The organism is Micromonospora sp. CV4 (assembly GCF_003667455.1).
In the GTDB taxonomy this organism is placed as follows: Bacteria; Actinomycetota; Actinomycetes; order Mycobacteriales; family Micromonosporaceae; genus Micromonospora.
This window is the reverse complement of sequence record NZ_RCVI01000410.1, coordinates 38361-50999: the sequence shown is the minus strand read 5'-3', so window position 1 is coordinate 50999 and position 12639 is coordinate 38361. Positions and strand designations below refer to the sequence as shown.

The 12639-nt window shown below is 73.4% G+C and carries 6 protein-coding genes; 1 reads left to right on the top strand and 5 read right to left on the bottom strand.

Annotated elements, in window-relative coordinates:
- A complete protein-coding gene (locus EAD98_RS28700; RefSeq protein WP_121657084.1) occupies positions 1-732 on the bottom strand; it encodes a class I SAM-dependent methyltransferase in 732 nt (243 codons plus the stop codon).
- Positions 733-1035: 303 nt separating this feature from the next.
- On the opposite strand from EAD98_RS28700, the gene EAD98_RS28695 reads away from it, so the two are divergent.
- Positions 1036-6495, top strand: coding sequence for a carboxyl transferase domain-containing protein (locus EAD98_RS28695; RefSeq protein WP_121657083.1), 5460 nt, complete (start codon positions 1036-1038; stop codon positions 6493-6495).
- Positions 6496-6544: 49 nt separating this feature from the next.
- Here EAD98_RS28695 and EAD98_RS28690 read toward each other — a convergent pair whose 3' ends face one another.
- Genes EAD98_RS28690 through EAD98_RS28675 form a run of 4 tightly spaced genes read right to left on the bottom strand, consistent with a single transcriptional unit; the run spans position 6545 to position 12627 of the window.
- Positions 6545-8401 carry an L-lactate permease gene (locus EAD98_RS28690; protein ID WP_121657082.1) on the bottom strand — a complete coding sequence of 619 codons (1857 nt, stop codon included), beginning with the start codon at positions 8399-8401 and terminating at the stop codon, positions 6545-6547.
- A gap of 40 nt (positions 8402-8441) precedes the next feature.
- Positions 8442-9872 (bottom strand): (Fe-S)-binding protein, encoded by a 1431-nt coding sequence (locus EAD98_RS28685; protein WP_121657081.1) that lies wholly within the window; start codon positions 9870-9872, stop codon positions 8442-8444.
- Entirely contained in the window at positions 9872-11155 is a 1284-nt protein-coding gene (locus EAD98_RS28680; protein WP_233584015.1) for an FAD-binding oxidoreductase, read from the bottom strand. The genes EAD98_RS28685 and EAD98_RS28680 overlap by 1 nt, the downstream gene beginning before the upstream one ends.
- Positions 11155-12627, bottom strand: a complete 1473-nt coding sequence (locus tag EAD98_RS28675) for an FAD-linked oxidase C-terminal domain-containing protein (RefSeq protein WP_121657080.1) — start codon at positions 12625-12627, stop codon at positions 11155-11157. Before EAD98_RS28675 ends, EAD98_RS28680 begins: the two co-directional genes overlap by 1 nt.
- Between the last annotated feature and the right edge of the window lie 12 nt (positions 12628-12639).

Here is a 12639-nt window from a genome sequence, read left to right as displayed (position 1 = left end):
TCACGTCCGCCGGTAGACCGACACGTGATCCCGGCTGCCGTCGGTGAAGGGCCTGCCCGTCCAGTCCTCCCACCGGTGTTCCCGGGCCATCCCCGCCAGCTGGCCCATCAGGTCGAGTTCGGCGGGCCAGGCGTAGCGGTGGTTGGCGGGCAGCAGGTCGACCCCCGTTCCGGTGAGCCGGACCTTGGTGGTGGTCATCCGCTGCTCGGCCGGGTGCAGCAGCGCCGCCTCCAGCATGACCGCGTCCTGCGCTACCTGGACCGGCCGCAGCGCCGCGCCGGCCCGGAACGCGGCCAGGTCCGGCACCCAGGCCTCGACGACGAAGCGGCCACCGGGGCGCAGGTGCGCGGCGGCGTTGCGGAAGCACGCGACCTGCGTGGCCTGGTCCGGCAGCGCGAAGATCGTGTTGAACGCGAGCAGCACCAGAGCGAACTCGCCCGGCACCCGGGTCGCGGCGAAGTCGCCGATGGCCAATTCGATCCGTTCCCCACCCGGCTTCTCCCGTAGCCGGGCGGCCATCGCCGGGGACCCTTCCACGCCCGCGACGGTCAGCCCGCGTTCCTGCAGTGGCAGGGCCAGCCGGCCGGTGCCCACCCCGAACTCGCAGACCGGGCCACCGTCCGCGAGCTGCACGAGCCGCTCGACCGCCGACGTCGGGTCCAGGTGCGCGAAGGCTTCGTCGTAGACGTCGGCCGGTACGCGCCGGCCGTACTCGCTCGCGTCGAACGGCAAACCGTGCCTCCCGAGTGTGGTGGCGAGCCAGGTGGCGGGCGAGCGCCCGTGTCCCGGCCGATCAAGCTACCTACTCTTGGTAGCTGCCCGCTCACGGTACGACGCGAAAGGCGCCCGTGCCGGGGCTCACTGCCCCGATGCCGCCTGGCAGCCAAAAACTTTTGGTGGTTTCCTACAACAGAGGGGCGGGCGGTTCGGTGATTGCGTCATGGCGCTGCCCGCCATCAGACGGAAGGGTGATCACTGCCGGGAGCTGTCGTCTCGCGGCGCGCAGGTCACAGGTCTACCAAAGGGGTCAGTCGGGTGTTCAACCGTGTCGCCATCGTCAACCGTGGTGAGGCCGCCATGCGCCTCATCCACGCGGTCCGAGAGCTGGCCGCGGAGACCGGCGTCCGGATCGAGACGGTCGCCCTCTACACCGACGTCGACCGCACCGCCACCTTCGTGCGCGAGGCGGACATCGCCTACGACCTCGGTCCGGCGTCCACCCGCCCGTACCTCAATCTCGCCGTGCTGGAGCGCGCCCTGACCGAGACCGGGGCCGACGCGGCGTGGGTCGGTTGGGGTTTCGTCGCCGAGGACCCGGCGTTCGCGGAGCTGTGCGAGAAGATCGGCGTCACGTTCGTCGGGCCGAACGCGGAAGCCATGCGCCAGCTCGGTGACAAGATCGGCTCGAAGCTGATCGCCGAGGAGGTCGGCGTACCGGTCGCGCCCTGGAGCCGCGGCGCCGTCGAGACTCTGACCGCCGCCCGGGCCGCGGCGGCCGAGATCGGCTACCCGTTGATGCTGAAGGCGACCGCGGGCGGCGGCGGGCGCGGTATCCGCGTGATCACCAGCGAGGCCGAGCTCGACGACGCGTACGAGCGCACCAGCCAGGAGGCGGCGCGGGCATTCGGCAGCGGCATCGTGTTCCTGGAGCGCCTGGTCACCGGTGCCCGGCACGTGGAGGTCCAGGTGATCGCCGACGGCCAGGGCACCGCCTGGGCGCTCGGAGTCCGCGACTGCTCGGTGCAGCGGCGCAACCAGAAGGTCATCGAGGAGTCGGCGTCGCCGGTGCTCAGCCCGGCGCAGACGGCCGAGCTGAAGGCGTCGGCCGAGCGGCTGGCCCTGGCGGTCGGTTACCGCGGCGCGGCGACCGTCGAGTTCCTCTACCACCCCGGCGATCACCTGTTCGCGTTCCTGGAGGTCAACACCCGGCTACAGGTCGAGCACCCGATCACCGAGCTGACCACCGGGTTCGACCTGGTCAAGGCGCAGCTGCACGTCGCCTCGGGCGGCCGGCTGGACGGCACGCCGCCGGTGGAGCGCGGACATGCCATCGAGGCCCGGCTCAACGCCGAGGACCCGGACCGCGACTTCGCGCCGTCGCCGGGCCGCATCGCGCGGCTGGACCTGCCCAGCGGCCCGGGCATCCGGGTGGACACCGGCGTCAGCGAGGGTGACACCATCCCGGCCGACTTCGACTCGATGATCGCGAAGATCATCGCGTACGGCCGTGACCGTGCCGAGGCGCTCGGCAAGCTGCGCCGGGCGATGGCGAACACCACGGTGATCATCGAGGGCGGCGCGACGAACAAGAGCTTCGTGCTCGACCTGCTCGACCAGCCCGAGGTGATCGACGCCAGCGCGGACACCGGCTGGATCGACCGTGTCCGCGGCGAGGGCCGGCTCGTCGCGCACCGGCACTCCGGGGTCGCGTTGGCGGCCGCCGCCATCGAGGCGTACGAGGAGGAGGAGCGCGTCGAGCGGCAGCGGCTGCTGTCGACGGCTTCCGGTGGGCGCCCCCAGGTGCAGCACAAGAGCGGCCGGCCGCTGGACCTCAAGCTGCGCGGGGTCACCTACCGCATGCGCGTGGCGCGGGTCGGCGCGCACCGGTTCCGCGTCGGCATCGAAGTGGGCGCCGAGGTGCGCACCGCCGACGTCGAGCTGGACCGCTTCGACCGGCACACCGGCCAGATCGTCGTCAACGGCGCCCGGTTCCGCCTGCTCACCGGCACGCACGGCCCTACGCATCTGGTCGAGGTGGACGGCGTGACCCACCGGGTCAGCCGGGACGAGGGCGGCGTCCTGCGCTCCCCCATGCCGGCGCTGGTCGTCGCCACCCCGCTGGAGGTGGGCGCCGAGGTCGAGGCGGGCGCGCCGGTGCTGGTGCTGGAGGCCATGAAGATGGAGACGGTGCTGCGGGCGCCGTTCAAGGCGCGGCTGAAGGAGTGCGCGGTCTCCGTGGGCAGCCAGGTGGAGGCCGGCGCGCCGCTGCTGCGGCTGGAGCCGCTCGCCGACGACGCCGCCGAGACCGCGGACGACCCGGCCGCCGTCGCCGTCGAGCTGGACCTGCCCGCCACCGCCGAGACCGTTCCGGCGTACCTGCGCAGCGGGCGCGGCCAGGAGGACCTGCGCGGCCTGCTGCTCGGCTTCGACGTCGACCCGCACGACGACCGTCGCGTGCTCGACGACTACCTCACCGCCCGGCGCGAGGCCACCGAGGCGGGCCACCGGCCGCTGGCCGAGGAGCTCGACCTCATCGAGGTGTTCGCCGACCTCACCGAGCTGAGCCGCAACCGGCCGACGGGTGAGGACGGCGGCGCACACGCGCGTAGCGCCCGCGAGTACTTCCACACCTACCTGCAGAGCCTCGACGTCGAGCGGGCCGGGCTGCCGGACTCCTTCCAGGCCAAGCTCGCGAAGGCGCTCGGGCACTACGGAGTCACCGACCTGGAACGCTCCCCCGAGCTCGAATCCGCCGTGTTCCGGATCTTCCTGGCCCAGCAGCGCGCGGCCGCCGACGCCACGGTCGTCGCGACGCTGCTGCGCGCCTGGCTGCGGGAGACCCCGCCGGACGAGACACTGCGCGAGCCCGCCGGTCTCGCGCTGGAGCGGCTGGTGGCGGCGACCCAGGTTCGCTTCCCCTCGGTCGCCGACCTCGCCCGTGGTGTGGTGTTCGCCTGGTTCGCCCAGCCCCTGCTGCGCCGCAACCGCGCCCGCGTCTACGCCGAGGTCCGTGGGCACCTGCGTCACCTGGACGCGCACCCGGACGCGGCGGACCGCGCCGAGCGCATCGCGGAGATGGTACGCAGCACCGAGCCACTGGTACGGCTGCTCGGCCAGCGGCTCGTCCGTGACCACCTCGACAACGCGGTCATGCTCGAGGTGCTGACCCGGCGGTACTACGGCAACAAGGCGCTCACCAGCGTGCGTACCAGCGAGGTCGCGGGCTGCGCGTTCGTGGTCGCCGAGCGCGCGGACTCGAGCGTCGTCTCCGCCGCGGTGAGCTTCGACGCGCTCGGCGGCGCGCTGCGCGGGCTCGCCGAGCTGGCGAGCGGCGAGGACGCCGTCGACGCCGACATCTACCTCGGCTGGGAGAACCAGCCGGAGGACTTCGACGCGATGGCGGTGGCGCTGCTGGAGGTCATCAGCGCGCACCCGCTGCCGTCCGGGGTGCGCCGGCTCACCACCACCGTGGCGGGCCGCGGCGGAGCGGTGATGCACCACCACTTCACCTTCCGCCCGTCCGGGGAGGGGATGACCGAGGACCGGCTGATTCGGGGCCTGCACCCGTACATCGCGCAGCGGATGCAGCTGGAGCGGCTGCACAAGTTCGACCTGACCCGGCTGCCGTCGTCGGACGAGGAGGTCTACCTCTTCCAGGCCGTGGCGCGGGAGAACCGGTCGGACGAGCGCCTCGTCGCGTTCGCGCAGGTGCGTGACCTCACCGAGCTGCGCGAGCACGACGGCCGGCTGGTCGCGCTGCCGACGACCGAGGACGCGGTCGCCGCGTGCCTCGACTCGATCCGCCGCGCCCAGTCCCGGCGACCGTCGAAGACGCGCTTCAACACCAACCGGATCGTCATCTACGTCTGGCCGCCGAGCGAGCTGACCCGCGAGGAGATGGAGATGATCGCCGGGCGCGTGCGCCCGACGACCGCGGGCGCCGGGCTGGAGGAGATCCTGTTCATCGCGCGGCAGCGCGACCGGCGGACCGGCGAGCTGACCAAGATCGCCGTGCGGATCTCGTTCGACGCCGCGGGCGGCGCCGAGCTGGCCATCGGCGCGCCGCCGGTGGAGCCGGTCGAACCGCTCGACGAGTACCGGTTGAAGGTGCTGCGCGCGAGCAGCCGCAACACGGTGTACCCGTACGAGTTGACCGGCCGGCTCGGCGACTTCGTCGAGCACGATCTCGACGACCACCACGCGCTGGTGCCGGTGGACCGGCCGAAGGGGCGCAACGGCGCCGCGATCGTCGCCGGGGTGGTCACCACGCCGACGGTGCGGCATCCGCAGGGCGTCACCCGGGTCGTGCTGCTCGGCGATCCCACGAAGTCGCTGGGCGCCCTGTCGGAGCCGGAGTGCCGGCGCGTGATCGCCGCGCTGGACCTGGCGGAGCGGATGGGCGTGCCGCTGGAGTGGTGGGCGCTGTCCGCCGGGGCCCGGATCTCCATGACCTCCGGCACGGAGAACATGGACTGGGTGGCCGCCGCGCTCAAGCGGATCGTCGAGTTCACCCAGGCCGGAGGTGAGATCAACATTGTCGTCGCGGGCATCAACGTCGGCGCGCAGCCGTACTGGAACGCCGAGGCGACGATGCTCATGCACACCAAGGGCGTCCTGGTGATGACGCCGGAGTCGGCGATGGTGCTCACCGGCAAGCAGTCGCTCGACTTCTCCGGTGGTGTGTCCGCCGAGGACAACTTCGGTATCGGCGGCTACGACCGGGTGATGGGGCCGAACGGGCAGGCGCAGTACTGGGCGCCGAACCTGACCGCCGCGCGGGACGTGTTGATGTCGCACTACGACCACACGTACGTCGCGCCCGGCGAGGACGCGCCCCGGCGGGCGACCACCACCGACCCGGTGGACCGCGACATCTCCGCCTTCCCGCACGACGTGGCGGGCAGCGCGTTCAGCACCGTCGGGGAGATCTTCTCCGCCGAGTCCAACCCGGACCGCAAGAAGCCGTTCGACATCCGCACGGTGATGCGGGCGCTCTCCGACCAGGACCACCCGGTGCTGGAACGCTGGGCGGGCATGGCCGACGCGGAGACCGCGGTGGTGCAGGACGTGCACCTCGGTGGCATCCCGGTGTGCCTGCTCGGCATCGAGTCGCGATCGGTGCCGCGGCGCGGCTTCCCGCCCACCGACGGCCCGGACACGTACACCGCGGGCACGCTGTTCCCGCGGTCGTCGAAGAAGGCCGCGCGGGCGATCAACGCGGCCAGCGGCAACCGACCGCTGGTGGTGCTGGCGAACCTGTCGGGCTTCGACGGCTCACCCGAGTCGATGCGCAAGCTCCAACTGGAGTACGGGGCCGAGATCGGCCGGGCGATCGTGAACTTCCGGGGGCCCATCGTCTTCTGCGTGATCTCGCGGTACCACGGCGGTGCGTTCGTGGTGTTCTCGAAGGCGCTGAACCCGAACATGACGGTGCTCGCGCTGGAAGGCTCGTTCGCCTCGGTGCTCGGTGGCGCTCCCGCCGCCGCCGTGGTGTTCGCCGGTGACGTCAACGCCCGCACGGCCGCCGACCCCCGCGTACGGGACCTGGAGGCCCGGGTCGCGGCCGCGGCCGGCACCGAACGCGCCGCGCTGACCGCCGAGCTCGACGAGCTGCGCTCCTCGGTACGCGCGGAGAAGCTCGGCGAGGTGGCCACCGAGTTCGACCGGGTGCACAACATCCAGCGGGCCGTCGAGGTCGGCTCGGTGGACGCGGTGGTCCGTGCCGCCGAACTGCGTCCGCGCATCATCGACGCGATCGAGTCCCGTCTGCGCTAGCCGGCCGGTGGGCCGTCCCCGCGCGGGGACGGCCCACCGTCGGGCGGAATCAGGGCACCATCCAGCCGAGGACCGGCGAGCCCTGGAGCGCGACCAGCACGCACATGAACAGCAGCAGGAGCAGGCTCCAGCCGAAGACCTTGCGGAAGATCTCCCCCTCCCGGCCGGCCATGCCGACCGCGGCGGCGGCGATGGCCAGGTTCTGCGGGCTGATCATCTTGCCCAGCACCCCGCCGGAGGAGTTGGCGGCGGCCAGCAGCACCGGGTCCAGCCCGGCGCGGGCCGCCGTCTCCACCTGCAACGCCCCGAACAACGCGTTGGCCGAGGTGTCCGAGCCGGTCACCGCCACGCCGATCCAGCCGAGGATCGCCGAGAGGAAGACGAACGCCCCACCGGCGGCGGCCAGGAACGCGCCGAGGGTGTTGGTCTGCCCGGACTGGTTCATCACGTACGCCAGGGCGAGCACCGCCATGACCGTGACGATGGCGTAGCGCAGCTCGACGTAGGTGCGCCCGTAGGCCCGCAGCGCCCGGCCGGCGGAGACCCGCAGCACCAACGCGGTGAGCACCCCGGCGAGGATCATCAGCGTGCCGGCGGCGGGCAGCCAGTTGAGGGTGAACGTGGCCGACGACAGCGGGTTGCCGTTGCCACCGAGGATGTCCAGGCCCGGCCAGGCGAACTTCACCGTCCAGGGCTCCTTCGCCAGGGCATCCTTCACCGGACCGAGGTTGGCGATGGAGAAGATCGCGATGATGATCAGGTACGGCGCGTAGGCACGGAGCACCTCCGCCGGGGTGTCGGGGAGCCGGGGGGCGGGCGACCGCTGCGGGCCGGTGTCGGCCGGGTCCCGGTGCTCGCCGGGACTGTCGTGGGAGACCAGCGGGTCGCCCGGTGGGGTCTCGCCGCCCGGGCCGTCGAGCGAGGGTGCGGCGGCGGTGGTCGTACCGGAGCGGCGGCCGGCGGTGGCGCGGACGGCGCCGGGGTCGGCAAGCTCGGCCTCGGCGGGCTCGCGGGCGGCGGGCACCTTCGCCGTCTCCGGCTCGCGGCCCAGGTCGGCGGGGGTGACCGGGCGCCAGACGCGGATCAGCAGCACGACGGCGGCGGCCGACACCAGCGCGGCGACGATGTCGGTCAGCGGCACGGAAATGTAGTTCGCGGCGACGAACTGCGCCAGGCCGAAGGTCACGCCGGCGACCAGCGCGGCGGGCCAGGTCTGCCGGATACCGCGCCGTCCGTCCACCAGGGCCACCAGCAGCAGCGGTACGACCACCGCGAGGATCGGCGTCTGCCGGCCGATCATCGCGCCGAGCGTGTCCACGGTGAGCCGGGAGTCGTCGTTGACGCCGCTGGTGACGGTGGCCAGGGTGACGACCGGGGTGGCGAGCGCGCCGAACGCGACCGGCGCCGTGTTGGCCAGCAGCGCCACCGAGGCGGCGTGGATCGGGCGGAAGCCGAGCGCCATCAGCATCACCACGGTGATGGCGACCGGGGTGCCGAAGCCGGCCAGCGCCTCGAGCAGCGCGCCGAAGCAGAACGCGATGATGATCGCCTGGATCCGCATGTCGGGGCTGACCCGTTCGAACGAGCGGCGCAGCACGTCGAAGTGGCCGCTCTCCACGGTGAGGTTGTAGACCCAGATGGCGTTGAGGACGATCCACAGGATCGGGAAGAAGCCGAAGGCGGCGCCCTCGGTGGCCGGCAGCACGGCCTGCCCGACGGGCATGGCGTAGACGGCGACCGCCACCACCAGCGCGACCGCCAGCGAGATCAGCCCGGCCAGCCAGGCCTTCACCTTCAGCACGCCGAGCAGGACGAAGAGGGCGAGCAGGGGTAGGACAGCGAAGATGGCCGAGAGTGCGACGGAGTCACTGACGGGATCGGTGACGACTGTGAACTGGTCGAACATGGGTCACCTCGACGCTCGGGAATGGTGGGTGAGTTCGGCCCTACAGCAGCTCCTCCACCGGGCGGGCGCGGAGGGAGGCGTCGAGGACCTGGGCGGTGTGGGCCAGCGCGATCTCGCCGCCGGCGCGGGTCACCGCGGCGGCGACCTGCATGAGGCAGCCCGGGTTGGCGGTGACGAGCAGCCGCGCCCCGGTGGCCAGTACGGTGCGGGCCTTGCGGTCGCCGAGTTCGGCGGCCGGCCCGGGGTGGAGCACGTTCCAGATCCCGGCCGATCCGCAGCAGATCTCCGGGTCGGCGATCTCCCGCAGCTCCAGGCCGGGGATGTCGCGCAGCAGCCGGCGGGGCTGGGCGCGGACGCCCTGGGCGTGGGCCAGGTGGCAGGCGTCGTGGTAGGCGACGGTCACCGGCAGCGGGTGCCGGGGGGCGACCGGGCCCAGCTCGTCGAGGAGTTCGGACAGGTCACGCGCCTTGCCGGCGAAGTCGGCGGCGAGCGCCGCGTACCGGGGGTCGTCCCGGAGCAGGTCGCCGTACTCCTTCAGGGTGGAGCCGCAGCCCGCCGCGTTGACCACGAAGAAGTCGATGCCGGCGGCGGCGAACGTGTCGAGCATCCGGCGGGCGAAGCGCTGCGCCTCCGCCTCGCGTCCGTTGTGCACGCTCAGCGCGCCGCAGCAGCCCTGCCGGTCGGGCAGGATGACCACGTCGCAGCCCTCGGCGGCGAGGACCCGGGCGGTGGCGGCGTTGACCTCGGGGAAGAACGCACCCTGTACGCAGCCGGTGAGCATGCCGACCACCGCCCGCCGGGGGCCGACCGCGGGCACCCGCTGCGGCGGGCGTGCCGCCCTGCGGAGCCGGGGGGCGAGGGACTCCAGCGCCGCCAGGGTGGGCGCCAGCCGCGGCAGCAGCCCGGTCCGCTGGACCAGCCGGCGCACCCCGCTGGCCTGGTACGCGCGCAGCGGGCCGCGCAGCAGCCGCAGCCGCCGCGGGTACGGGAAGATCGCGAAGATCGCCGCCCGCAGCGCCCGTTCCCGGGGCCCGCGGCGGTGTCGGCGTTCGACCTGCTGCCGGGTGTCCTCGATGAGGCGGTCGTAGCGGACGCCGGACGGGCAGGCGGTGACGCAGGACATGCAGCCGAGGCACTGGTCGAAGTGGGTGACCATGGAGTCGGACAGCGGCTCGCCCTCCAGGCCCTCCTTCATCAGGTAGATCCGCCCGCGCGGCGAGTCCATCTCCTCGCCCCACAGCACGTAGGTGGGGCAGGTGGGCAGGCAGAACCCGCAGTGCACACATTCCGCGACCAGCTCGGCGGCGGGCGGGTGGTGCGCGTCGAACGCGCCCTCGCCGGGCGGTTGGCCGGCCAGGCCGAGCACGTCGCGCGGCCCGCTGGCCGGGCGCGTTCCGCCCGGTGAGCTGATCGGCGCGCGCGGGCCGGCGCTGGTCGGGTCCGGGCGGTCGGGCTGCCGGGAAACGGCCATCAGATGCCTCCCACGAATCGGCCGGGCGCGAGCCGGGCATCGGGGTCGAAGCGCTCCTTGACCCGGCGCATCAGCGCCAGACCGTCGACCGGCCCCCACAGGTCCACCCGGTCCCGCACGGGCGGGGGCGCGGTGAGCACCACGGTGTGCCCGGCGACGGCGGCGCTCGTCGTGCGCAGCGCGTCGACCAGGCCGGCGACCTGCTCCGGGTCGGCCGTGCCGGGCAGTCCGGCGTAGAGCACCCCGACGCCGGCCGAGCCGCGCAGCGCGAGCGGCAGACCGCGCCGGTCGGCCGCCGCCCGGGCGTCGGCCAGCAGTCGCGGTACGTTGGAGAGCGCGGCGGTCAGCTTCAGCCCGGTGTCGCCGTCCCGCCACGGGTACCGGCCCCAGCCGTCCGGAGGCTCGTCGGCGGCGGTGGCGTCGACGCCGAGCAGCCGGCAGGTCGCCTCGGCGCGGGCAGCCACCCCGGCGGCGGTGCCCTCCAGCAGCACCGTCACCGCCGCTCCCCCACCGGCCGGCGCGTCCACCTCCAGCGCGGTGGGCACGAGTTGCGCGGCGCGTACGGCGCCGGCGAGCCGTCCCGCCTCCGCCGGATCGTCGGTGCGGCGGGTGACGTACGCGACCGCGGTCGGCAGCGGGTGCAGCCGGAACGCGCACTCGGTGATCAGTCCGAGCGTGCCGTACGCGCCGGTGACCAGCTTGGCCAGGTCGTAGCCGGCGACGTTCTTGACCACCTTGCCGCCGGCGTGCGCGACCACCCCGTCGGCGCGGACCAGGGTGACCCCGATGATCAGGTCGCGCACGGTGCCGTAGAGCATCCGGCGGGGTCCGCTGGCGTTGGTGGCGACCGCCCCGCCGACGGTGCCGCCGGGCAGCGGCGCGTCGAGGGCAAGTTGCTGGCGGGCGCCGGCCAGGGTGGCGGCCAGCTCGTCGAGGCGGGTGCCGGCCCGGACCACGGTGATCAGGTCACCGGCGGCGTGCTCGACCACCCCGGCCAGCGCGGTGGTGTCGAGGATCAGGTCGAGTCGCGAGGGTGGGCTTCCCCACGACTGTTTCGTGCCCGCGCCGCGGACCGTCACCGCGAGGTCGAGGGCGGCGGCCGTCCGCAGCAGCGTCGCCGCTCCGGCAGTGTCGCGGGGTGTGGCGACGTAGCGCGCGGACATCCCGGCGATCACGTCGTGCTCGCCGGCCGGCCGGACCGACTCCGAGCCGTCCGGGCGCCGGCCGTCGGTCGTGGTCTCGGCGGCGGCGCGGAGCTGGTCGAGGATCCCGTCGGTGGGCATCAGAACGCCTCCGCCAGGCCGGCTTCCTGCGCCGGATGGACCCCCTTGCGTCGACCGGGGATCTCCCCGCAGAGCCGGGGCGTCGGAAAGACCTTGCCCGGGTTGGCCAGGCCGGCCGGGTCGAACGCGCAGCGCAGCAACTGCATGGTGTCCAGGTCGTCGTCGGTGAACATGCGCGGCATGTACTTCGCCTTGTCCATCCCGACGCCGTGCTCGCCGGTGATCGACCCCCCGTGGCTGACGCAGAGGTCGAGGATCGCGCCGGAGACCTCCTCGGCGCGTTCGGTCTGCCCGTCCACGGACGCGTCGAACAGGACGAGCGGGTGCAGGTTACCGTCGCCGGCGTGGAAGACGTTGGCGACCCGGATGCCGCGTTCGGCGGAGAGCTCACCGATGCGGCGCAGGACGGCGGGCAGGGCGGTGCGCGGGATGACCCCGTCCTGGACGATGTAGTCGGGGCTGATCCGCCCCACGGCGGCGAACGCGGACTTGCGGCCCTTCCAGAACAGCGCCCGCTCGGCGTCGTCGGCGGCGATCCGGATCTCGAACGCCCGGTTGTCCCGGCAGAGCCGTACGACCTGGTCGAACTGGGCGGCCACCTCCGGCTCCGGTCCGTCCAGCTCGACGATGAGCACCGCGCCGGCACCGTCCGGGTAGCCACAGTGCACGGCCTCCTCGGCGGCGGAGATGGCCAGCGCGTCCATCATCTCCACCGCCGCCGGCACCACTCCCGCCGCGATGATCGCCGAGGTGGCCGCGCCGGCCTGGTCGGTGCTCTCGAAGGCGGCCAGCAGCGTACGCACCGACTCGGGCAGCCGGGTCAGTCGCACGGTCACCTCGGTGGCGATGCCGAGGGTGCCCTCGGAGCCGACGAACGCTCCGAGCAGGTCGTAGCCGGGGGCGTCGGGCGCGCGGCCGCCGAGGCGTACCCGGTCGCCGTCGGGGGTGACCAGATCGACGCCGGTGACGTGGTTGGTGGTGAAGCCGTACTTCAGGCAGTGGGCGCCACCGGAGTTCTCGGCCACGTTCCCGCCGATGGAGCAGATCTGCTGGCTGGACGGGTCGGGCGCGTAGTACCAGCCGTGCGGGGAGGCGGCTCGGGTGACCGCCAGGTTGATCACGCCGGGCTGCACGACCGCCCGCTCGTCGGACGGCGCGATCTCCAGGATCTCCCGCATCTGCGAGGTGACGATCAGGACGCCGTCGGCGTGCGGCAGCGCGCCTCCGGAGAGCCCGGTGCCGGAGCCGCGGGCCACGAACGGGGTGTCGCCGGCGACGCAGGCGCGAACCACGGCGGCGCACTGCGCGGCGTCGGCGGGGAGCGCGACGAGGGCCGGGACCACCTTGTACTGGGCCAGCCCGTCACACTCGTAGGTGCGCAGCTGCTGTCGGTCGCTGATCACCCGATCCGCGCCGATGGCGGCGCGCAGGGCGGCGGTGAGAGCTTCGAGGTCCGTTCCTGCTGTGCTCATCGCCCACCTCCG